20 protein-coding genes are annotated in these 23,288 nt (G+C 51.3%); 13 read left to right on the forward strand and 7 right to left on the reverse strand.

The window, feature by feature from the left end; translation table 11 throughout:
* Position 1 precedes the first annotated feature (1 nt).
* Positions 2-622, reverse strand: coding sequence for a nitrile hydratase subunit alpha (nthA, locus tag GQE98_RS02830; protein ID WP_161314021.1), 621 nt, complete (start codon positions 620-622; stop codon positions 2-4).
* Between the two features lie 174 nt (positions 623-796).
* On the opposite strand from nthA, the gene GQE98_RS02835 reads away from it, so the two are divergent.
* From GQE98_RS02835 to GQE98_RS02845, 3 genes are all read left to right on the forward strand, one after another.
* Positions 797-1,375 (forward strand): carboxymuconolactone decarboxylase family protein, encoded by a 579-nt coding sequence (locus GQE98_RS02835; protein ID WP_161314022.1) that lies wholly within the window; start codon positions 797-799, stop codon positions 1,373-1,375.
* Between the two features lie 97 nt (positions 1,376-1,472).
* Positions 1,473-2,375 (forward strand): ABC transporter ATP-binding protein, encoded by a 903-nt coding sequence (locus GQE98_RS02840; protein WP_161314023.1) that lies wholly within the window; start codon positions 1,473-1,475, stop codon positions 2,373-2,375.
* Between the two features lie 5 nt (positions 2,376-2,380).
* Positions 2,381-3,157 carry an ABC transporter permease gene (locus GQE98_RS02845; protein WP_161314024.1) on the forward strand — a complete coding sequence of 259 codons (777 nt, stop codon included), beginning with the start codon at positions 2,381-2,383 and terminating at the stop codon, positions 3,155-3,157.
* Positions 3,158-3,173: 16 nt separating this feature from the next.
* Here GQE98_RS02845 and GQE98_RS02850 read toward each other — a convergent pair whose 3' ends face one another.
* Positions 3,174-5,441, reverse strand: a complete 2,268-nt coding sequence (locus tag GQE98_RS02850) for an NADP-dependent malic enzyme (protein WP_161314025.1) — start codon at positions 5,439-5,441, stop codon at positions 3,174-3,176.
* 95 nt (positions 5,442-5,536) lie between these two features.
* Between GQE98_RS02850 and mutS the strand changes: the two genes are divergently transcribed.
* The gene (gene mutS / locus GQE98_RS02855) at positions 5,537-8,203 is read left to right on the forward strand and encodes a DNA mismatch repair protein MutS (protein WP_202526047.1); all 2,667 of its coding nucleotides are present in this window, start codon (positions 5,537-5,539) and stop codon (positions 8,201-8,203) included.
* Positions 8,204-8,291: 88 nt separating this feature from the next.
* Positions 8,292-9,062: an SDR family NAD(P)-dependent oxidoreductase gene (locus GQE98_RS02860; protein ID WP_161314026.1), complete on the forward strand. Its 771-nt coding sequence runs from the start codon at positions 8,292-8,294 to the stop codon at positions 9,060-9,062.
* A gap of 8 nt (positions 9,063-9,070) precedes the next feature.
* Here the strand turns inward: GQE98_RS02860 and GQE98_RS02865 are convergent, their stop codons facing one another.
* Together GQE98_RS02865 and GQE98_RS02870 are read right to left on the reverse strand one after the other, a co-directional pair.
* Complete coding sequence (locus GQE98_RS02865) at positions 9,071-9,700, reverse strand: LysE/ArgO family amino acid transporter (RefSeq protein WP_161314027.1); 630 nt, start codon at positions 9,698-9,700, stop codon at positions 9,071-9,073.
* Positions 9,701-9,704: 4 nt separating this feature from the next.
* On the reverse strand, positions 9,705-10,127 hold the full coding sequence (locus GQE98_RS02870) for a DUF1801 domain-containing protein (RefSeq protein ID WP_161314028.1): 423 nt from the start codon (positions 10,125-10,127) through the stop codon (positions 9,705-9,707).
* A 153-nt stretch (positions 10,128-10,280) separates the two neighbouring features.
* Between GQE98_RS02870 and GQE98_RS02875 the strand changes: the two genes are divergently transcribed.
* From GQE98_RS02875 to GQE98_RS02910, 8 genes are all read left to right on the forward strand, one after another.
* Positions 10,281-13,073 (forward strand): [protein-PII] uridylyltransferase, encoded by a 2,793-nt coding sequence (locus tag GQE98_RS02875; RefSeq protein WP_161314029.1) that lies wholly within the window; start codon positions 10,281-10,283, stop codon positions 13,071-13,073.
* Positions 13,074-13,110: 37 nt separating this feature from the next.
* A complete protein-coding gene (murJ, locus tag GQE98_RS02880) occupies positions 13,111-14,667 on the forward strand; it encodes a murein biosynthesis integral membrane protein MurJ (RefSeq protein ID WP_161314030.1) in 1,557 nt (518 codons plus the stop codon).
* Positions 14,668-14,805: 138 nt separating this feature from the next.
* Entirely contained in the window at positions 14,806-15,804 is a 999-nt protein-coding gene (gene trpS, locus GQE98_RS02885) for a tryptophan--tRNA ligase (RefSeq protein WP_161314031.1), read from the forward strand.
* An 83-nt stretch (positions 15,805-15,887) separates the two neighbouring features.
* A complete protein-coding gene (locus tag GQE98_RS02890; RefSeq protein ID WP_161314032.1) occupies positions 15,888-16,877 on the forward strand; it encodes a DUF2333 family protein in 990 nt (329 codons plus the stop codon).
* A gap of 51 nt (positions 16,878-16,928) precedes the next feature.
* Positions 16,929-17,414 (forward strand): universal stress protein, encoded by a 486-nt coding sequence (locus tag GQE98_RS02895; RefSeq protein ID WP_161314033.1) that lies wholly within the window; start codon positions 16,929-16,931, stop codon positions 17,412-17,414.
* A gap of 311 nt (positions 17,415-17,725) precedes the next feature.
* The gene (locus GQE98_RS02900; protein WP_161314034.1) at positions 17,726-18,724 is read left to right on the forward strand and encodes a glucosaminidase domain-containing protein; all 999 of its coding nucleotides are present in this window, start codon (positions 17,726-17,728) and stop codon (positions 18,722-18,724) included.
* Between the two features lie 150 nt (positions 18,725-18,874).
* Positions 18,875-19,645 (forward strand): glucose 1-dehydrogenase, encoded by a 771-nt coding sequence (locus GQE98_RS02905; RefSeq protein ID WP_161314035.1) that lies wholly within the window; start codon positions 18,875-18,877, stop codon positions 19,643-19,645.
* A 31-nt stretch (positions 19,646-19,676) separates the two neighbouring features.
* The gene (locus GQE98_RS02910) at positions 19,677-20,720 is read left to right on the forward strand and encodes a malate/lactate/ureidoglycolate dehydrogenase (RefSeq protein ID WP_161314036.1); all 1,044 of its coding nucleotides are present in this window, start codon (positions 19,677-19,679) and stop codon (positions 20,718-20,720) included.
* A gap of 52 nt (positions 20,721-20,772) precedes the next feature.
* Here the strand turns inward: GQE98_RS02910 and GQE98_RS02915 are convergent, their stop codons facing one another.
* From GQE98_RS02915 to ddpX, 3 genes are read right to left on the reverse strand one after another with little or no spacing between them, the layout of a single operon-like run.
* Positions 20,773-21,543 (reverse strand): HpcH/HpaI aldolase family protein, encoded by a 771-nt coding sequence (locus GQE98_RS02915; protein ID WP_161314037.1) that lies wholly within the window; start codon positions 21,541-21,543, stop codon positions 20,773-20,775.
* Positions 21,544-21,567: 24 nt separating this feature from the next.
* Positions 21,568-22,608, reverse strand: coding sequence for a polysaccharide deacetylase family protein (locus GQE98_RS02920; RefSeq protein ID WP_202526048.1), 1,041 nt, complete (start codon positions 22,606-22,608; stop codon positions 21,568-21,570).
* A gap of 6 nt (positions 22,609-22,614) precedes the next feature.
* Positions 22,615-23,205, reverse strand: coding sequence for a D-alanyl-D-alanine dipeptidase (gene ddpX / locus GQE98_RS02925; protein ID WP_161314038.1), 591 nt, complete (start codon positions 23,203-23,205; stop codon positions 22,615-22,617).
* Positions 23,206-23,288: the final 83 nt, after the last annotated feature.

The raw sequence follows: 23,288 nt of genomic DNA on the forward strand, positions 1-23,288 counted from the left end.
ATCAAGTGCCCTCCGCAACTGGCAGCTTCCCGGCTTCTCTGGTACCAATCATGCTGTCGCGATTGACAAGCTGTGCAAGAGCCTCTTCATCCATTCCGTCTGTCCCCTTTGGTCGTTTCGGGATAACGAGATATCGGGTTTCCGCTGTACTGTCCCAAACCCGGACTTCCATATCATCAGGCAACAACGTTCCAAATTCCTCCAGCACCTTGCGTGGCTCCCGTACCACCCGCGCGCGATAGGGTGCTGATTTATACCAGACCGGCGGCAGGCCCAGCACCGGCCAGGGATAGCAGGAACAGAGCGTACAAACGACGACATTATGGATCTTGTCTGTGTTCTCGACCGCCACCAATTCCTCGCCTTGCGCGCCGGTAAATCCAAATTCCGCAACCGCTGCTGTCGCATCGGTCAACAGGCGCTGACGATACTCCTCATCCACCCAGGCCCGTGCAACAACCTTGGCGCCATTCTTCGGCCCTACCTTGTTTTCGTAACGATCTATCAGCGCGTCTAGCGCCTCGGCCTCGACGAGCCCTTTTTCAATCAACAGGGATTCAAGGCTTTTCACACGAAGAACTGTCTCGGGTAGCGGATCGCCGTGCTTGTGATTGGATGCCATCTTTTCCTCTCCTGGCTGCTACGCATGTTTCTTAATAGTTCGTTAAGGCTCTATCAGTGAATATAGGCTGCATTTTTATGGAGTACAAAAGCAATTGCAAAATATAGATACCACTCTTGTTAGCTGGCTTTTTACTCCGAAGACGTCCCAAAGTCCTATTGTGAGGGGAACAACATGACCTGGATCAGAACCATTCCTTTGGAACAGGCGGATGGCCCTCTTAAAAATATTTATGAACGCATCAAGGGAGAGGATGGCGAGCTCGACACCGTTATGGTCGCTCATTCCCTTCGTCCCCATCTCATGGAAGGACACAGGATTCTGTCCCAGAAGATCCTGAATAATAGCGCCAATGCGCTCGAGAAATGGAAACTCGATACGATCGGGGTATATGTGAGCCTGCTCAACGGATGTGATTATTGCGCAGAGTATTATTATAAGGAACTGCGTAAGCGGCTGGATGACGAAGACGCCTCAAGCCGGCTTTGGTCCGCATTGAAAGCGGATCAGCCTGATCGCGTTCTCTCTGGCGCAGATTTGGCAATGATACTCTATGCCAATCTACTGACGACACGGCCAAACCAGATTGCTGTAAATATGATTGACGAGCTTCGAAATTCCGGTATTTCCGACGGAGAAATTCTCGAGATCAATCAGGCTGTTTCCTATTTTTCATACGTTAACCGCACCGTGCTCGGCCTCGGGGTGTATGACAAGAGTGACATTGACGATCGGCAGACCGCCTACACCTAGTTCCCCAGAGATCTCCCGGCTCTGCAAAGAAAAGCAAAGACTTGCTCTTTGTCGCTAAAATCCATACCCTCCGGCCTTGGTCGCGCAAGAGGGAACCATGAAAAGACCTTCCGTCATCACTGCCACTAACCTTGTCAAGCGATACGGGACACTAGAAGTGGTCAAGGGAATAAATTTTTCCGTACCGGCGGGCCAGTGTTTTGGCCTGCTTGGGCCCAACGGCGCGGGCAAATCCACAACCATGCGAATGATCATGGGCCTCTCAGAAGTATCTTCCGGTGAACTGGAAGTCTTCGGAGAGTCCGCGAGCGCCATGAGCCGGGAGGTAAAGGCAAAAATCGGCTTGGTGCCGCAGGAAAGTAATCTCGATCCGGATATCACGGTTCTGGAAAATCTGGTCGCTTTCGGTCGTTATTTTGCACTTTCCAAATCCATCATCGATCAGCGAAGCAAAAAACTGCTGGATTTCATGCAGCTTAATGACAAGAAGTTTGCCCCAGTCAACGCTCTCTCGGGCGGCATGAAGCGGCGGCTTACGATTGCGCGGGCGCTCATCGGCGATCCCGAAATGGTTATCCTTGATGAGCCGACAACGGGTCTTGATCCGCAGGCGCGCGTCCTCATCTGGAAACAGCTGACGGAACTCAAAAAGGACGGTCGGACTCTCCTGCTAACTACACATTATATGGATGAAGCTCAGCGGCTTTGCGACCAGATTGTTGTTATTGATAGCGGGATGATCCTTGATCAGGGCACGCCTGATGAATTGATCGCCCGCCATGTGAAGGGATTTGTATTCGAAGTTCAAAAACCCAACCTCGCCGCCTCCCCCGAGAACCGGTGGGAACAGGAGGATATTGGGGATTCCGTGCTCTATTTTGTTGATGACACCGCGGAATTCATCGCCGACCTGCCCGAAGAAGCCATCTATCTGCATCGCCCAGCCAATCTTGAGGATGTTTTCCTGCGCCTGACCGGAAGAAAGCTAAGGGAGAATTAAGTCCGATGAAAATGCCGGAATCTGTTTATGTATTGGCAGTTTATGATCGACAGTATCGGGTGTTCAGAAAACTTCTGGGCTCCTCCCTTGTCTCAAATGTTGCCAACCCTATTCTGTTTTTATTCGCTTTTGGCTTTGGCATGGGTTCCTTCATCGACACCATGTCAGGAATGAGTTACCTGACATTCGTCGTTGCCGGCATGATTGGCTATTCGGCTGCCTTCGCCGCGAGTTTCGAGACGTCAATTGGTGCCTTCACCCGCTATTTCCTGCAAAAGAACTGGGATGCCATTCTCTCAACCCCAGTGACCCTTGCGGAACTGATGATGGGAGAAATTCTGTGGGCTTCTGTAAAGGCACTTTTTTCAGCTATTTGCGTCCTGATCGTTGGCTGGTTATGGGGCGGTGTCCCGACGTCATTTGAACCGCTGATAGCCCTGCCGATTGTCTTTCTTGGCGCAATCTGCTTTTCCTGCGCAGGGTTGGTCGCAACCGCCTACGCAAAGGGGTATGAGTTTTTCAGCTATTTCTTCACCTTCTGGGTGACGCCCATGTTTGTCTTCTGCGGCGTATTCTTTGATATTGGCCGCTTTCCGGACGTTATCCAGTATTTCGCCTGGTTTTTCCCCATGACTCATCTGGTCGCGGCCATCCGCCCGCTTACCGCCGGGACAGAGGTGGGTGTCACCGCAATCTTACTGCATACGGGCTACATCATTGCCTTTAGCGTGGCCGCATTCTGGATTGCTCACCGCAAGCTACGTCAGAGGCTATATGATTGATTGATGGATCGTGTCTTTACTGACCAGCCTCATGCGCGGCGAGCGCCGCCATGTTGACGAGATCGGAAACGGTTGCACCAATCGGGACGATCTGCACTGGCTTTGACAACCCAACAAGCAGCGGACCAATCACCTTGCTCTCTCCTAGCACCGGCATCAGTTTTGACGCAATGTTCGCAGAATGCAGCCCGGGCATAACCAGTACATTGGCTGGGCCAGACAAACGGCAAAACGGATAGAAGCTCGCCATCAAGTCCGGATCCAGCGCGACATCTGCGGAAATATCGCCTTCATACTCGAAATCAAGTTCTTCGCGATCCATCATCTCCACCGCTTCGCGAACACTGTCAGCGGTATAATGTTTTGGATTTCCAAAATTGGAATAGGAAAGCAGTGCGACACGTGGCTCATGCCCTAGACGCCTTGCAACTTCCGCCGTTTCCTTGGAAATTGTGACAAGCTCTTCTGCCGTTGGCAAAGTGGTGACGGTCGTATCGGCCATAAAAACAGTACGATCGCGGCCGACAATGACGGAAACACCGATGACCAATTGATCGGGCTTAGGATCGATCACTTTCTGGATTTCCTTGAAAGCAACGGAGAAGCGCCGGGTGACGCCTGTGAGAACCGCATCCGCGTCCCCCATAGCAACCATACATGCCGCGAAAATATTACGGTCCCGGTTTACGAGTCTGGCGCAATCCCGGCGCAGATAGCCCTTCCGCTGCAGCCGTTCATAGAGGAAGTTGTAGTATTTTTCCCGATGTTCCATCTCCCGAGCATTGTAAATCTCGATATTCTCAGAACCCTCAATGCCGATTTCGGCCATGATTTTCCGAATTTCATCCTCTCGGCCAATAAGTACGGGAATGCCATATCCAGCCTTCAGGAATTCAACCGCTGCGCGGATCACTTTTTCTTCTTCACCTTCCGCAAAGACAACGCGTCGCGGGGCAGCACGCACTTCATCCAGGATGAGCTGCAAAGAGCCCGCGGTCGGATCAAGGCGCGCACGAAGCACGTTCCGATACGCCTGCTCATCAATAATGGGGCGCCGGGCAACGCCGCTATCCATCGCCGCTTTCGCGACCGCTGTCGGCACATGGCTGATCAGTCGGGGATCGAACGGCACGGGAATAATATATTCAGGGCCATAGATTGGTCGCTTCCCCTTATAGGCAGCGGCCACCTCATCCGGGACATCCTCCCGTGCCAATTCCGCCAAGGCTTCGGCGGCGGCAATTTTCATCTCCTCGTTAATCGTTGTTGCCCGGACGTCGAGCGCGCCCCGGAATATATATGGAAAGCCGAGAACATTGTTTACCTGGTTTGGAAAATCCGAGCGTCCCGTCGCCACAATAGCGTCTTTACGCACTTCGGCAATTTCCTCAGGCCGGATCTCCGGGTCCGGGTTGGCCATGGCAAAAATGATCGGCTTATCCGCCATAGTTTGAACCATTTCCTTACTAACGGCACCCTTCACCGATAAGCCCAGAAATATATCAGCGCCAACCATAGCCTCTTCCAGTGAACGAAGGTCGGTGGTTACTGCATGGGCTGATTTCCATTGATTCATTCCGTCTTCGCGGCCCTTGAAGATGACACCCTTTGTATCGCAAAGAATGGCATTTTCGTTCGGCAACCCCATGGCCTTGATCAACTCAAGACAGGCAATGGCAGCAGCACCCGCACCATTTACCACCACTTTACAGTCTTTAAGCGTTCGACCCGTCAAATCCAGCGCATTAATAATCCCGGCAGCGCAGATAATGGCGGTGCCATGCTGATCATCATGAAAAACAGGGATATCCATCTCTTCACGCAAGCGCTGCTCAATGATGAAGCATTCCGGCGCCTTGATATCCTCCAGATTAATTCCGCCAAAACTCGGGCCCATCAAACGGACGCAATTTACGAACTCATCCACATTTTCCGTGTCCAACTCAAGATCAAAGCAATCGATATCGGCAAACCGCTTGAACAGTACAGCTTTACCCTCCATTACAGGTTTTGAGCCTAGCGCGCCAAGGTTACCCAAACCAAGAACGGCGGTACCATTGGAGATTACGGCAACCCGATTGCCTTTGGTTGTATAATCATAAACACATTCAGGATCGTCGGCGATTGCAAGGCAAGGCCCCGCAACACCCGGCGAATAGGCGAGCGACAGATCCTGTTGGGTTGCAACGGACTTGGTCGCGACGATTTCAAGTTTCCCAGGTTTGCCCTGCGCATGATAGCGCAACGCCTCTTCATACTGGCTAAGATCCGGTTTATCGTTCATCGACCCCTGTCCTCACAAAGCTCATGTCATCAAAATGAGTTTAAAATTTACGATTAAGCAGTTGGCAAAATGGCATGCTATGATAGTTTTCCCTCATGCCTACCCTAGTCAAAACCAAGTCGCAACCGAATAAATCAGTCACGCCGATGATGGAACAGTATCTCTCCATCAAGGAGGCGCACCCGGACAGCTTGCTGTTTTACCGGATGGGTGATTTTTATGAGCTCTTTTTTAACGATGCAGAAATTGCATCAAATGCGCTGGATATTGCCCTCACCAAACGTGGCAAACATGGCGGGGAGGACATCCCGATGTGCGGTGTTCCCGTCCATGCGGCGGACAACTATTTGCAAAAACTGATCCGCAAGGGACATCGGGTGGCAGTAGCGGAACAGACGGAAAGCCCTGCAGAAGCCAAGAAGCGCGGATATAAAGCGGTTGTCGCGCGTGAGGTTGTGCGCCTGGTTACGCCCGGCACGATTACCGAAGATAGCCTGCTTGATGCCAGAAGTCATAATTTCCTGCTGGCGTTGGCACGTGCTGGTAAAGACTATGCGATGGCTTGGCTTGACATATCCACAGGCGAGTTTTTTGCCGCCGCAACATCGCCTGAAGAACTGGCCGCGCAGATCGCCCGCTTGCACCCCGGCGAAATACTGGTTTCGGACAAATGGCTGGATGAAGATAATTTTTCGGAACTCATAAATGATTGGGGAAAAGCGCTGACCCCGCTCCCTTCTGTCCGTTTTGAGAGCCAGAATGGAGAAAAGCGTCTCAAGAGCCTGTTCAATGTGGCAACCCTCGACGCCTTTGGCGCCTTCAATCGCGCAGAGCTGGCGGCTGCGGGCGCACTTGTGGACTATGTGGAATTGACCCAAAAGGGTAAGTTTCCGCTGATTAAAGCACCGGTAAAGATGGCGGCATCTGATGTCATGTCAATCGATGCCGCGACCCGGCGTAATCTTGAACTGACCCGCACGATGACAGGAGAGCGGAGCGGAAGCTTGCTGGCAACGATTGACCGGACGGTAACCGGTAGCGGTGGACGACGCCTTGCCGCCGATTTGTCGAGTCCCCTTACTGATCCTTCCCAGATTATTAACCGGCTGGACATGGTAAGCTTTTTTGCAAGCGATCATGGTCGACGGGAACAACTTCGCGAAATTCTAAGACGCTGCCCGGATACGGAAAGGGCGCTCTCGCGCCTCATGTTGGACCGCGGAGGCCCTCGTGATCTTGCCGTTATTCGAGATGGCCTTGGTGAAACCGCAAACATACGCGCCGGCATGGCGGCGAGCGGCCTCGATTCCCTGCCGGCCGGCCTTGCGGAGGCAAGCGAACAGCTTGGGTATCATGCGGAACTTGTCGAACTCTTGCGTAATGCACTGGCACCGGATGTCCCTCTCCTCCCTCGCGATGGCGGCTTTATCGCCCAGGGTTTTCGAGCGGACCTGGATGAACTTCGAACCCTGCGTGACGAAAGCCGCCGTCATATTGCCAACCTTCAAGCGGCCTATGCGCAGGAAGTCGACGTTCCATCTCTGAAAATCAAGCATAACAATGTGCTTGGTTATTTTATTGAGATCACGCCGCGATTCGTTGACAAAATGACGGAGAATTTTATTCATCGTCAAACCATGGCAAACGCTGTGCGGTATTCGACGGTTGCGCTTGGAGAGTTAGAAGACAAGATATCTCGTGCAGCGGACAGAGCTCTTGCCCTGGAAATTACTCTTTTTGAGGAACTTGTCCAAAAGGTGAAGGAGGCAGGCACGGCTATCCTCTCTGCTGCCGAGGCTATTGCCCGTATCGACGTTGCCGTAAGTCACGCAGAACTGGCAATTGAGCAATCCTATTGCCGTCCTGTGGTTGATGACAGCCTCAGCTTTGACATTGCTGGCGGTCGCCACCCCGTTGTTGAAGCCGCACTGAAAGCAGGTGCGGAAGCTGATTTTGTCGCGAATGACTGCTGCCTTAATGAGGCGCAGAGGCTATGGCTGCTGACCGGCCCAAACATGGCAGGTAAGAGTACTTTCTTAAGGCAAAATGCGCTTATTGCAATACTGGCCCAGATGGGTGCCTTTGTTCCGGCGGACTCAGCACATATCGGCATAGTTGATCGACTGTTCAGCCGGGTCGGCGCCGCCGATGATCTTGCCCGTGGTCGTTCAACATTTATGGTAGAAATGGTAGAGACGGCATCCATCCTGAATCAAGCGGGACCGCGCGCCCTCGTCATTCTTGATGAAATCGGACGGGGAACAGCAACCTATGACGGTCTCTCCATTGCCTGGGCGACCGTTGAAAATCTGCATGATGTCAATCAATGCCGGGCGCTTTTCGCAACCCATTATCACGAACTGACAACACTGGCCTCCAATCTGAACGCCCTGCAAAATCACAGCATGCGTGTTCGCGAATGGAAGGGCGACGTCATCTTCTTGCATGAAGTTGGAGAGGGTTCAGCGGATCGATCTTACGGTATTCAGGTTGCGAAACTCGCGGGCCTTCCCAAAGCGGTTATAAAACGCGCTGAAACTGTCCTGACAGCTTTGGAGGAAAAAGATCAGGGCTCGGCAGCAATGCGGCTCGCAAACGACCTGCCGCTTTTCTCAACCGTAATTGCTGAAACGGCCACGCAGGAAAAGAACATGGTTCCATCCGAACTTGAGGAAAGGATCAAGGCCATCAATGTCGACGACCTTTCGCCGCGTGATGCCCTGCACCTACTTTACGAGTTTAAGGAAATAATGGACAAATGATTATCTAGTTAATGACAACGCCCGCGGTGATCGTTTACGTTGATGTCAAAATTTATAACAAGAAAAACAATAAAAAAGGAGAAACCATATGTTTGATCTATCCGGAAAAAATATCGTGATAACCGGTTCCAGCAAGGGAATCGGCAAGGCGATAGCTCATCAAATGGCCCTTGCCGGCGCGAAAGTGACAATCTCGAGCCGGAAAGCTGACATTTGTGAAGAAGTTGCCAAGGAAATCAATGACAGCCTGCCCGCCGGGAGCAGCGGTCAGGCAATCGTTATCCCCTGCAATATCAATTCCAAGGAATCACTGCAGAACCTTGTAGACGAAACGCACAAACAGCTGGGCGATATTCATGCACTCGTCAGCAACGCTGCACTCAATCCATTTTACGGTCCGTCCACCGACATCCCCGATGACGCATTTGACAAGATAATGGCTGCCAATATCAAGTCTAACCATTGGCTTTGCAATATGGTCCTTCCGGAAATGAAGGCCCGCAAGGACGGCGCCATCATCATCGTTTCCTCTATCGGCGGGCTACGTGGATCATCCGTTTTGGGTGCCTATAGCATTTCCAAGGCTGCAGATATGCAGCTTGTCCGGAACCTCGCCGTAGAACATGGTGCCGATAATATCCGCGTCAATGCGATTGCGCCTGGACTTATCCAGACGAATTTTGCGCGGGCACTCTGGGAAAATCCGGAATATCTTAAACGGGCAACGGCACGCGCGCCTTTGCAGCGTATCGGTCAACCCGAAGAGATTGCCGGTGCCGCCATTCTAATGGCCTCAGACGCGGGCACCTTCCTGACCGGCCAGACGATTGTGATTGACGGTGGTCAGACAATCGCCTGATCAAGCCTTTATTCTATTGCGGTCAGCTGCTCGTAAATCAGGCTGGCCGCAATAAAAAACATCATTACAGCGACAATCAGATCAAGACTGCGGGCACCCGTCCTGTTTTGCATCAACGGAGCAAGTAGACGAGCGCCATACCCAATACCGAAAAACCAGATAAAGGACGCAAGGATCGCTCCGATGACAAAATAGATACGTGCATTTATTTCGTATCCCGCCGCAATTCCTCCCAGCAATATAACCGTATCCAGATAAACGTGAGGATTCAGGAAACCGAACGCAAGTGTCAAAAGAGCCGCTTTTCGCCTTGAGGTCACAACCGGCGTATCATACGTCGTCCGCACAACGTCCGGCCAAATAACTCGCCGGCAGGAAAGAAGTCCAAACAGGATCAGGAATATCGCTCCGCACCAACTCGCCCAGGGCACCAACTCGGGAAAAGCCGCAATAGCAGAGCCGAGACCCATTGCCCCCAACAGAATTAACGATGCATCTATCAGGGACGATAACAGACAAATAATAAATATCTGATCCCGTCGCGCGCCCTGTCGCAGGACAAACAGATTCTGCGCGCCAATAGCGATGATAAGCGCAGCGCCAAGCATTGCGCCATCTGTAAATGCCCAAAAATTCATAAAGTCAGCTTTTGACCAAAAGAGATTTGCGTCGGTGATATGTCAGTGCCGCAGAAATAAATTCCCGGAGTTCAGGTTTTATAACGGTATCATTAGGAGCAAAAAGAATGGCGCGCGTACCACTGTATTGAAAAGCATCTGGATATCTGCTTCTGAATTCATCGATTAGACTTGTCTGGCAATGCACGAAAAGGCCACATAGGTCTTTTTCCTTGGACGGGGCTAGCCGAATGGGTGTCCCCGCTTTCCCGCTTGCATTATAACTTGGCTCTCCCCATTTTAGGGTTTCGGTTAACGTCACATCGTCCATGCTGTCGGCGACCTCAAAAATAAGATGCCTCAGTGCCAACAATGTAGTTCTTATGGTCTCTGGATAGGATTTATATGCAGTTGCGACCGATAAATCCTCAATATCATATTGTTTCATGATAAGCGTCCGGTCAGCAAAATACTGAGTTCCCAAAAAATACCTGATTATATATTTCGGGCATTCGGTCCCGATATTTGCTAGATAACTAGGTAGAAAAGTCTAAAAGCACCTGCGTTACATGGCAAGTCTGAACGGCCAATTGGATTATAGATGGAAAAAATTCCTAATCGAAAAGAGATTATTGATCGGCGCGCACTGGTTTTGTCGATTGCGGAAATTGTCGAGAAGCATAACCCGGACAGCTTCGAGTTCCGGCAGGAAATCTTAAAGCTATTCAAGAAAAGTCTCGACCATGGAAGCAAGGTCGTTCAAGCCCGGTTCATGCATTCCAACAAGGGCCGTACAATGATGTACGCCCAGTGTTTCCTGGTCGACCAATTAATTCGAGCTATCTACGATGTCGCCACTCAATATATCTATCGGCTCAGCAATCCAACGCCGGAAGAAAAACTGTCACTCGTCGCAGTTGGAGGATACGGTCGTGGCGAACTCGCTCCCTATTCAGATGTCGACCTGCTTTTTCTCTTTCCATATAAGCAGACGCCCTGGTGCGAACAGGTCATTGAATTCGTACTCTATATGCTTTGGGATCTCGGCCTGAAGGTTGGCCATTCAACACGCACAGCAAATGAATGCGTCCGCCTCGCGAAAAAAGACGCAACCATTCAAACCGCCCTGCTGGAGGCGCGTTATGTCTGGGGTGACCAGGAATTGTTCAACGAGATGTATCGCAAATATATGAAGGAGGTAGTCTCGGGGCGCAGCCGCGAATTCATTGAGGCCAAGCTGCAGGAGAGAAAGGAACGCCATGAACGGTTCGGCAATTCCCGCTATGTTGTGGAACCGAACATAAAGGAGGGTAAAGGAGGTCTCCGCGATCTGCAAACCCTGTTCTGGATAGCAAAGTTTCTGCATGGAACAACTGATATTTCAAAACTTGTTAAGCTGGGCGTCTTCACTGAAAAGGAGCGCCGCAGGTTCACCAAGGCATCTAATTTCCTTCGATCTGTACGATGTCATCTTCACTATCTGACAGGGCGACCCGAAGAACGGATTACCTTTGACGTTCAGACAGAACTTGCCCGACGTCTTCAATATAAGGATCATGCCGGGACCAGCGGGGTCGAGCGGTTCATGAAGCATTACTTCCTTGTTGCAAAGGATGTTGGAGATCTGACACGAATTTTCTGCGCCAGCCTGGAAGCTGAGCAGCAGAAAAAAAGCCGTTTACCAATTCCACGGCTCGGTCTCGCTATAAGAAAGCTAAAAGGCTATGTCGTTGAAAGCGGACGCATCAATGTGGCGCATGATGATAGCTTCAAGCAAGACCCTACCAGGATGCTCGAGCTATTCCATTTGGCCCAGGAAAAAGGCCTGGATGTCCATCCTAACGCATTGCGGCTTATTCGCCAGGACTTAAAGCTGATCAATCGAAGTCTTCGGAATGATGAAAAGGCCAACCAGCTATTTCTTGATATGATGACAAGCCGCAAGGATCCTGAAACGACCCTGCGGCGCCTGAATGAAGCCGGCGTATTTGGTCGCTTTGTGCCCGATTTTGGCCGTGTCGTCGCCCAGATGCAGCATGACATGTACCATGTCTACACAGTGGATGAGCATACAATTCGCGCCATTGGCATCATTTCCCAAATTGAGGATGGCGCACTAAAAGAGGAACACCCGCTCTCCCATAATATTATGCCTAAAATAGTGTCGCGGAATGTTCTTTATTGCGCAGTGCTGATACATGATATCGCCAAGGGGCGCGGCGGAGATCATTCGATACTGGGGGCCGATGTCGCGGAGAGACTTTGCCCCAGACTTGGGTTATCCCCGTCTGAGACGGAAACGGTTGCCTGGCTTGTCCGCTATCATTTAGCGTTTAGTGCATTCGCCTTTAAGCGGGATATTTCGGACCCGAAGACCATTGAGGATTTCGTAAAAATCGTTCAAAGCCCGGAGCGCTTGCGGCTTCTTCTTGTTCTGACTGTCGCAGACATCCGCGCAGTCGGACCGAATGTTTGGAACGGATGGAAAGGGCAGCTACTTCGCGAGCTTTATTATGCAACCGAAAATGCCCTTACAGGGGGTCATATCTCCGAAGGCCGGGCAGAACGCGCCAAGCATTATCAGGAAGAATTACGCGAACTTCTAAAGAACTGGAAAGAAGAGGAAATCGAGACTCATATCAGCCGTTTTTACCAATCATACTGGATTGGAAGCAGTAGTGAGGACCGTATCGTTCATGCCACACTCATGCAAAAGGCTGACAAGGAAGGGGCTCTTTTCACTATCGAAGCGAAGAGTGATCCGTTCCGGTCCATTACGGAAGTTATTGTTTATACTGCAGACCATCCAGGATTGTTTTCCCGGATCACCGGCGCGATGTCAGTTAGCGGTGCAAACATTGTCGATGCAAAAATTCATACGACAACAGATGGAATGGCGCTCGATACCTTTTGTATTCAGGATTCCGAAGGCAAGGTTTATGATCAACGCGGCAGGATGAAAAAATTGCGCCAAACGATTGAAGAAACATTGCAAGGGACCCGGAAACCACATCTGGAGATAGTGGAGCTACGGGAATCAAGCCTGCCGAGCCGAACGGAAGTCTTTACCGTCCACCCCGCGGTTATTTTGGATAACAAGGCATCTAATACACATACGGTGATTGAGGTTCGGGGTCGGGACCGCCCCGGCTTGCTTGCCAAGTTGACCCGTACATTATTCACCCTCTCCCTGTCCATTTCGTCGGCACATATTGCTACCTACGGAGAGCGCGCCGTCGACGTATTCTATGTCAAAGACAGTTTTGGATTGAAAATTACCAACAAGGTCAAGCTCGCCAACATCGAGAAAAGGCTGCTTCTTGCTCTCAATGAAGATATGGAGCCGAAGAAAAAAGGGAGCCGCGCAAAAAAAGTAGCGAGCAGCGGAAGCTAATGGGCAGCTCTGCCTCACCTGTGCTATAGGAGAGCGCATGAGTTTGATTAAATCCGTCGCCACAGTTGGTGGCTTTACCATGATCAGTCGCGTCCTCGGTTTTTTGCGCGATATCCTGATGGCGTCAGTATTGGGCGCAGGGCCGGTGGCGGATGCTTTTTTTGTTGCCTTTCGCATTCCGAACATGTTTCGCCGCCTGGTTGCAGAAGGCGCTTTTTCGGCCGCCTTTATCCCACTTTTCGCCCGTAAACTAGAGGCAGAAGGTAAGGATATTGCGCTTGAATTTGCGGGTCAGGCGTTAAGTATACTGGTCGGCTTCCTACTCATATTTTCCGCGCTTTTCATGATTTTCATGCCGTTCATGATGCTCTGGTTGGCGCCCGGCTTCACGCCGGACGGAAACCGTTTTGACCTGGCCGTCGACTTTACGCGTGTCACTTTTCCCTATCTGACAGCAATGGCGATTGTTGCCCTCCTCGGTGGCGTATTAAATGTCTTTTACAAGTTCGCAGCCATGGCGGCGGCACCAATCCTGCTCAACATCATTCTGATCGGCTGCCTACTATATGGCTTAGGCCAGGCGGAGAGTCAGGTCGGGATGTTGCTTGCCGTCGGGGTGGCGATTGCCGGACTTGCGCAGGTTATTTTCCTCGCTATCGCTTGCTGGCGCGCAGATATTGCAATCAAGCCCGGCCGACCTGTTTTCAACGCCGATATTAAACGGTTATTCCGGTTGATGCTGCCTGGCGCATTAGGCGCAGGGGTGATGCAAATTAATATTCTGGTTGGAACGATTATCGCCTCATTTCTCGCGACGGGCTCCATCTCCTATCTTTATTATGCAGACCGGGTATACCAGCTCCCCTTGGGTGTGATCGGTATAGCGGTTGGGACCGCGCTATTGCCCATGCTCTCCCGTCAACTCCGGGCGGGAGAAGAGAAAACAGCCCTCAACAGCATGAACAGGGCAATGGAGCTTTCGCTGCTTCTGACGCTGCCGGCGGCGGCGGCATTACTGGTCATTCCGGAGGAGATTACATCCGTCCTTTTTCAGCATGGGGAATTTACCCCCGCAGCCAGCCAAAGCACGGCAGCGGCACTGCTGGCCTTCTCGACGGGTCTCCCCGCCTATGTATTGGTGAAAATACTCGCCCCTGGTTTTTTTGCCCGTGAGGATACCACGACACCGGTCATTGTCGGCGTCCTTGCCATGATCCTTAATGTGGTGTTGAGCCTTATCCTGATCCGGTTTTTCGATCATGTGGGGATCGCGCTTGCGACATCTCTTTCCTCATGGTTTAACGTGCTTCTTCTATTTGTGATTTTGCGCCGGCGCGGCCATTACACCGCCGACACCCGGCTCTTGCGACGCCTCCTCGGTATACTCATTGCCACCGCAATTATGGCAGTTGGACTCTATATCGCCCGGGAAAACTTGGCCGAGCTTTTCAACGGTGATCTAACCTCAAGGATTGGCGCCCTTGTGTCACTCATTATATGTGGGAGCCTACTTTATGCCATCGGTATCATTTTCACCGGCACAGCGCGCCTAAAGGAGATAAAATCCATGCTGAAACAACGCCCGGACGCGTAAATTTGTTGACGATCCGTAAGACGCCTGCAATAAGGCCGAGATCAATTCCCGGGCAATGCCCAATCCCCGGCCCCGACGATCTGATTGTCAGTCCGTCACTTTTGGGGCCCGCGTCCAAAGCGTGAGGAGCTTTAAGTCATGTCTCGTATTTTTTCCGGCGTCCAGCCAAGCGGAAATCTTCATCTCGGTAACTATCTTGGCGCCATCCGCAATTTCGTTGGTTTGCAGGATGACTATGAATGCATTTACTGTGCCGTCAACATGCATGCCATTACCGTTTGGCAAGACCCGGAAGAACTGCGCAACAACACCCGTGAGGTCGCAGCAGCATACATCGCCGCCGGCGTTGATCCGAAACGATCCATAATTTTTGCCCAAAGCACAGTTCCGGCTCACGCCGAACTCGCGTGGATTTTCAATTGTGTCGCCCGGCTCGGCTGGATGAACCGGATGACCCAGTTCAAGGAAAAGGCCGGCAAGAACCGGGAGAATGCGTCTCTCGGCCTTTACGCTTATCCTTCCCTGATGGCAGCGGATATTATGGTCTATAAGGCAACCCATGTCCCCGTGGGCGAGGATCAGAAACAACATCTGGAATTGACCCGCGATATTGCCCAGAAATTCAATAATGACTATGGGACAGAGACATTTCCTCTGGTGGAGCCGCTTATTTTTGGGGCGGCAACACGTGTCATGTCTTTACGCGATGGATCAAAAAAAATGTCCAAATCCGATCCAAGTGATTATTCGCGCATTACCTTCACGGATGACCGCGACAGCATTGCGAAAAAACTCCGCAAGGCACGGACGGATGCTGATCCACTTCCTGACGCAGAGGAAGGGTTGAAAGATCGGCCAGAGGCCGCCAATCTGGTTGGGATATATGCCGCCCTTGCCAATCTCACCCGACAGGAAGTCCTGAATGAATTTGCAGGCGCAGCCTTCTCCACCTTCAAGCCGGCGCTTACCGATCTGGCGGTTGAGAAATTTGGGCCAATCGGTGAGGAAATGAAAAGGCTTATGGCCGACCCAGGCCATGTAGACGCTATATTAAGAGAGGGTGCCGAGCGAGCTTCAGCTATCGCCGCACCCGTAATTGACGAGGTCAAGGAAGTCGTTGGCCTCATCCGTCCGTAAGGGCAGCGCTTGTAAGTTGAGCTTAAACAACATACATCCTTAGAGGATGCCAAGTGACCAGGAATGACAAACGGGCGAGATATATGAGCGAGATCGGTAGTAACGGCAAGGAAACGAAACGGATTGGTCGACGCGCTGAAATCGTTCGGGAAAGCGCGAAGCGAAGCTGGAAAGTCTTTGCATTCCTCATCCTGCTTTTTCTAATCCTCTATTATCCTGTTGGCATGTTAATGATCCATAATATCGAGGATGATACGGATTTCGTGCCGACCGGTACAAATGTCGTTGCCGGGGGCAGTCATGCGGTGGATATGATGGCTGGCCTCATCGATCGGGAAATCAATGTCAATCGCTGGACGGCAAACGATCCTTTTTTCATGCCCTCCTCCCTCCTTGATAATATGCCAAATTATCAGCAAGGTATTATTTCGGCCCTTGCCCGCTTCGGGTTTGAATTAACAGACCAGATTGGCCGAACACGCGGATCAAGCCAGACAGACCCGGATTTGCAGGAAGCGGCGGGCCTGCTCCAATACTCCGGTACAAAATGGGCATGGGATCCAACAATTTCCCTACTGCCGACTGCTGCATCAGAAGAACAGTATGAGAAGGCGCGCTCTTCCCTGATCAGCTACAATAAGCGGCTGGCCGCAGGTAAGGCCGTTTTCGAGAAGCGCGCCGATAATCTTCTGGCGACGCTTGACCGGATAGCACTTGATATGGGTTCTTCCACGGCGACCATCGATCAGCATGTTGACGAAAATTCCGGTGATATAATTGATTTTCAGGCGGATAATATCTTTTATGGCGTAAAGGGGCAGGCCTACGGCTACTATTTGTTATTAAAGGCCCTGTCGCAAGACTATGAAAGCCTGATTAAGGAGCGCGGGCTTACCAATGCCTGGTCGCAGATGCTGGCGAGCTTAAAATCAGTTATCGATCTCAACCCCTTTATCATTGTTAACGCGGCGCCAGATTCCCAGTTTCTTCCCAATCACCTGACAGCTCAGGGCTTCTACATCTTACGCGCCCGCACGCAGTTGCAGGAGATCAGCAACATTCTCTTGAAATAACCTCGCCGATAGTGGCAGGATACCCTCCCAAGAATAACTGACGGAGTCTTTATGTCAGAGGAGACCCATAGCGGCATGCGCAACAAATTCCTTGTCGTCGTCGACGATACACCGGAATGTAAATCAGCGATCCGCTTCGCCAGCCGCCGCGCTTGGCATGTTGGCGGCGGGGTAATCCTGCTTTACGTTATTGAACCCCCTGAATTTCAGCATTGGATGGGTGTTGAGCAAGCTATGCGGGAGGAGGCACGCGAGGCTGCCGAAGAGCTTTTGCAGAATCTTGCAGAGGAAATTCAGAAGGAAACCACTATTGTTCCGGAATTTGCGATCCGCGATGGCCTTAAAAAAGAGGAAGTACTGGCACTTATCGAAGAAGATTCCGATATTCGAGTTCTCGTTCTTGCAGCTTCTCCTGATACTGGTGGTCCCGGGCCGCTGATCAAAAGCCTCGTCGGGGAAATGTCGGGTACATTTGCGATCCCAATTACAGTTGTACCGGGCAATCTGACCAACCGGCAGCTCGATGCCGTAACCTGACTTTCCTGGTTTCCACACATTGCCCGCCACAACAATGTTGATTCGCAGTTTTTCCTCTTTTTATTTGGACTTAATTAGCGGAAAGTTGCCGATACTTTCATAACAGACTGAATTAATTGGATAAATTCAATTACTAAAAACTACTCTTGATATTACTAGTGGAGGACCACATATTCCGTTTCTGGCTCAAAGTGAGGAAAATGCACTTTGGGCCTATATATTGTGTGTATTATAGTATTGGAATGCTATATCTTGTATAAATTTAGTTATAGCGCTTTTCCCAGAGCTTAAGGCAGCACAAGTTTTTGGATATGCAGTTATTTAAATCCGGTATCAAATCAAACAAGATAGCGACATTAGCAGGACTTGTTCTGGCGGTGACGTATCTGCTACCTGAATTTATTGAACGTACTTTTGATACTCAGAGTACGTCTTTCAGTCTCAGCAAAACACTGTTCACCAAAAGCGTGCCCGTTCCCGTCCGCAAACCAGGGGATATGCCCACCCTGGAACAGCCGGACCAATTCGACATGGCGTCACTAAACACCGCGCTTAACACGCTGGACTATCGGCTGCAAGACATTCGCAATGGTGACCTTGTGCCGCGCTTTTATGTTGATCAGATCCCGGTCGATATCGTCGATATTGAGGATGTGAGTAAACGCAAATCCACTTTTATAAAGGTTGTTTTACCCCTCGTCCTGAGCGCGAATGAAAGAATTATGGAGAGACGGGAACGGCTTAAGGGATTGATCAACCAAAAAATGCAAGGGAAGAGCCTCCCTCCTGCGGATCGTAAATGGCTTGAAGAAATGGCCACACGCTACCGCGGGGACCCGGCTAACCCTGAACGTTTATTGGTAAAAGTAGATCGCGTGCCGGTCTCCATGGCACTTGCGCAAGCAGTGGAAGAATCTGGCTGGGGAACATCGCGCTTTGCCCGTGAAGGGAATGCGCTTTTCGGTCAACGTGTCTGGGTCACCGGAAGAGGGATAGTACCGGAAGACCGAGCTGAAAATGAGACATATGAAGTTAAGGCGTTTAAATCCATCGCCGACTCGATCAGGGCATATATCCAGAACCTCAATTCCCATCCGGCCTATGCGGAGTTCCGGAAAATTCGGGCGCGCCAGTATTCAAACTCGGGTGCTACACCCAATGGTCTTACCCTCATCGATACATTGCATGTCTACTCCGAAAAGGGGCAGGAATATGTGAAAAACCTGCGATCGTTGATCGAGATAAACCAGCTTAGCGATTTTGAGGATGCTACACTGGCGCCTGAACGACTGGCTGCCAATCGCACTTAAGGCGCCCATCGCCCCCCCCTATACGTACCCTACCCTACTTTCCATCTCGCAAATTACATCGGGATGTGAAAAAATGCAGATAATGTCGTGCCTGATAAGCAGGGTATACCTGCACCCAGGACACAAAAAATAAAAATGGGGGGTCATGACATGACTCGTTTAATAAAAAAAATCGCACTGGTAACAGGCGCTGCAACAGGAATTGGGCTGGCCACTACACGCCGTTTCATAGAAGAAGGTGCCTTTGTCGTGATGACTGACATCGATGCCGAGGCCGGCGGAAATGCCGTTAAGGAATTTGGTGCCAATGCACGCTTTTTAACGCATGACGTTACAAAGGAGACCGACTGGCAACGGGTGATGGCTACAATATCCTCGGATCCTGGAAGACTTGATATCCTGGTTAATAATGCCGGTATCCTCGCCATTGGGGATCACCAAACCATTGAGGATACTGATCTTGCCCATTGGCAGGCCATCCAGCAAGTAAATGTAGAAGGTGTCTTTCTCGGCTGCCAGGCGGCGGTTAAGGCAATGAAGGATCACGGTGGATCGATCGTCAATATTTCCTCCGTTGCTGCAATCGTTGGCACGCCGACGCTTGCCGCCTATGGCGCATCAAAAGCTGCCGTGCGGCAACTTACGAAGACAGTCGCTATTCACTGCGCCAAGAAAGAATATGGCATTCGCTGTAATTCCGTTCACCCCGACCCTGTCCGCACAAACATGGGGGATGACTTAATGAGTATGTATGGCGGCGATGTCGATGCGGGCTGGAAGGCTATTCCGGCGCGGGTCCCCCTTAAAACGCCAGCCGAGCCCATAGATATTGCGAATTGCATTCTATTCCTTGCCTCTGATGAGGCACGCCATGTCACCGGGACAGAACTCATCGTCGATGGCGGCATGACAGCAATCTAAAACAATAACAATAAACGGGAGAAATCGATCTATGCGAATTGAGCATGATATCTTACAGGCTTTTATCGAAGAAATTTTAAAGGCTGCCGGCAGCGCCCCCCTTGAGGCAGCAATCGTTGCCGATCACCTCGTCCTTGCCAATCTTTCTGGGCATGATAGCCATGGTGTTGGGATGATCCCCCGCTATGTCGATAATTTAAAAGCTGGTTATCTCAAGCCAAACGAACATGTTGAGCAGATCAAGAAAGACGGCTCTATCCTGGTTTTTGATGGTCGGGCCGGCTTTGGACAGGTTGTTGCCCGCGAAGCAATGGCGGAGACAATTAGCGTGGCACAAGAAACCGGCCTTGCCCTGTCTGCGCTACGAAATGCTCATCATATTGGCCGCGTTGGCACTTATGGGGAGCAATGCACCGATGCGGGCCTCGTTTCCATTCATTTCGTTAATGTTACCGGACATCGCGGACTTGTCGCACCGCATCGTGGCAGTGATGCCCGCTACGGCACCAATCCGATCTGTATCTCCCTCCCCGCTACCAAGGACGAGCCCCGCATCATCCTCGATTTTGCAACAAGCAAGGTTGCGCTCGGAAAGATACGAGTTGCCCATAACAGCGGCAAGAAAGTGGAGGATGGCCTGCTGATTGACAGCAAGGGAAATGCCACGACGGACCCGGGCGTGATGTTCTCGGAAGATGTCGGATCCCTTCTGCCATTAGCAGAGCATAAAGGATATGGTTTGGCACTAATGTGCGAATTGCTGACCGGTGCAATCGGCGGCGGAGGAACAATCCAGCCCGGGAACATCCGCGATACCCGTATTATCAATAATATGCTTTCCATCGTCATCGACCCCGCGCGACTGACGGAGGCCGATTATATCGGGAGCGAAATGAAAGCCATGTGTGACTATGTTCGCGAGTCCCCGCCTCGCACAGGGTATGGGAATGTCATTGTGCCGGGCGATCCAGAACGGGAACAACGGGAACTGCGCCAGGCCCACGGAATCGAGATCGACGAGGAAACCTGGCGCCAGATTACAGCAGCTGCCGAGAGTTACAATGTAACCCTGTAACCGCCAAAAAAAATGCCGCTTATAGAGCCATATATATAAGCGGCATTTTTGTCTATTTCTTGAGGCTTTTCAGCAGATTGCCAGCTGCAGACGATACGAGGCCTGTATCACCAGCGCAGAGCAGAAAATCGAAACCCTGCGCAAAAAGATCATTGGTCTGCTCTGGCCCTTTCGAGATACATCCAAGAAAAGCGGGGCTTGCAATAATGCGGTCCCGCGCCTCTTCAAAGAGCGCCTTAACCTCAGGGTCGTCGAATTCGGCGAGCTTGTTAATACTTCCCGAAAGATCATTCGGCCCTATAAACAGCATGTCCACCCCATCGACAGCAGCAATGCTCTCAATGTTTCCAACCGCTTCCTTGGTTTCAATCTGACATATGATCATCAGATCCTTATCCAGATTGTCGCGATATTCCTGCGAGGCACGCCCGTATCCGCCAGCTCGTGCAGCGCCGAAGCCCGCGCTTCTGATCCCCGTTGGTGGATAGCGGCACGCTGCCACCGCCGCTTTTGCTTCTTCCGCTGTATTGACGGAAGGGATCATGATGCCCTCCATCCCAGTATCGAGCGCCCGCTTGATCAGGACGGTATCATTCCAAGGGACACGCATCAAAACGGTCACATCACTAACCGAACGCGCGGCGCGATGCTGATCAATCGCCGTTTCCAAGCTTCCTGAGCCATGCTCATGATCAATCATAAGGGCATCAAACCCGGCACCGGCCACAATTTCCGCCATATCCGAGGAATTCGAAAAGAGCCAGCAGGCTGCTGCTTTTTCACCAGCTTTTAGTTTTTCTTTTAGCTTGTTTGGACGATACATCGGCATTCCCCATTTTGTTTAATATTACTTCGGGATGTAGAACAAGGAGCCAAACCACCGCCAGCGACGGTCCGGTCCCAGAAGTGTACAGTTTATTCGGCCACGCCCGGGTTTGAAAGCTGTGGCCAACCTTAATTCGATCCGCGCGTCGCCGATTTTCTCTATCGGTACGGCACCACCGGTCTGGTTGGAAGAGAAACAGGAGAGGCCATTTAGGTTGCCATAACTCTCAGCTATGGTGAAGCCGAAATTAGGTGGATTTCGCGTCAATACATTATCTGACGGGGTTACATCCTTAACCCGCAGAGGCAAGGCGTTTGCCGCAAGGCGAAAACGGCCTATACCCCCATAATTCTCACTCATGGCAAAACGTGGTAACTCGAGCCTGTCGTGGCCAGAATAGAAAACTCCAGACTGCTGCCCGAACGCCGCCTTGAAACCGATTTTACGAATTACCGCTTTTACGTCATTCCCATACTCACCGTAGGGATAGGCAAATATGGCGGGCACAAAGCCTAATTCAGCCTGGTATCGTTCACTCGCCAGGTTTATATTAGCCTCGATTTCCTCCGAACTCATAAGCGGCAAATGGCCATGCGAATAGGTATGATGGCCGATATGAACGCCCGCATCCCGCAGTTCCCGGATCTGGTCCCAGGTCATATATCCGGGAAACTGCTTGTCCACGCCTTCGACAGCAACAAAAACCGTGAAGGGCAGGTTCGCCGCGCGCAGCATTGGCCAAGCTACTTCATAAACAGACGAATAGGCATCATCAATTGTGAGCGCGACTGTACGGTCAGGCAGATTCTCACCCTTCGCAAGCCGATCAACAATTTCATTGAGAGGCAGAACGGTATACTGGCCATTCTGTAATTCCTGAATATGCTCCTTGAACTGATCGATGCGAATATTAGTTGAGGTGTACTGATCTTCGCCGAAACGATGGTACATAATCACGCTCGCCCAGTCAGCTGCGCGTGCCAGACCACTCATACTTACAATCGTGACGACCACGGAAATAAAACCAAATGCTCGCATGATTCCTGTAGCTGTCTTTCTCATGGCTCGTTATTCCGCCCCTGATTGGCCAGTTTCGCCCATTAAACGGCTTCCGGCTGCTTTATCCGAGAGGGTAGGGTATCGGCGGGGAGTAAACAATTGGTAATGCCACCACTCATTTCGATAAAAGTCCCACCCGGCCGCCGTCATTAGGCCCAGCAGAATGGCCCGGTTTCGCTGTGCCTCCGCCGCAATATCACGCGCCCCATGATAGGACATTGGCGTCATGGCATCAAATCCGGTTCCCATTTCAAGCTCCTGCCCTGTCCCATCGATCAGGGTAAGATCTATCGCGGCCCCCCGTGAATGCGGCGAGCCATTGCTCGGGGCGGACAAAAAATCGGGGTTTGGTGAATGATCCCATAGCGCCTGGACAGCCTCCGTCGGGCGAAAGGCGTCAAATATCTTGAACCGAAATCCTATATCCGCCGCCAATTCCACGGCTTTGCGCAAGTTCTCCGCCGCCTCCAGATTCAAAAAACAGGCTCTCCGACCATATATCGCCGCGCCAGTGAAATTATTTGCGGTGGCATAACGCAGATCCAGTTCCACATTGAATTCTTCCGGGGTTATTTCGGTTAAGTTTTCATTTAACGGCATCTTGAACCTGTTGACTTGAAATCACGCGGCATTGAGCGTAACACTCTCGCCTCACGGTGACCCTACATGGCTGGATTACGGAA

It is taken from the genome of Sneathiella litorea (genome assembly GCF_009882915.1).
In the GTDB taxonomy this organism is placed as follows: Bacteria; Pseudomonadota; Alphaproteobacteria; order Sneathiellales; family Sneathiellaceae; genus Sneathiella; species Sneathiella litorea.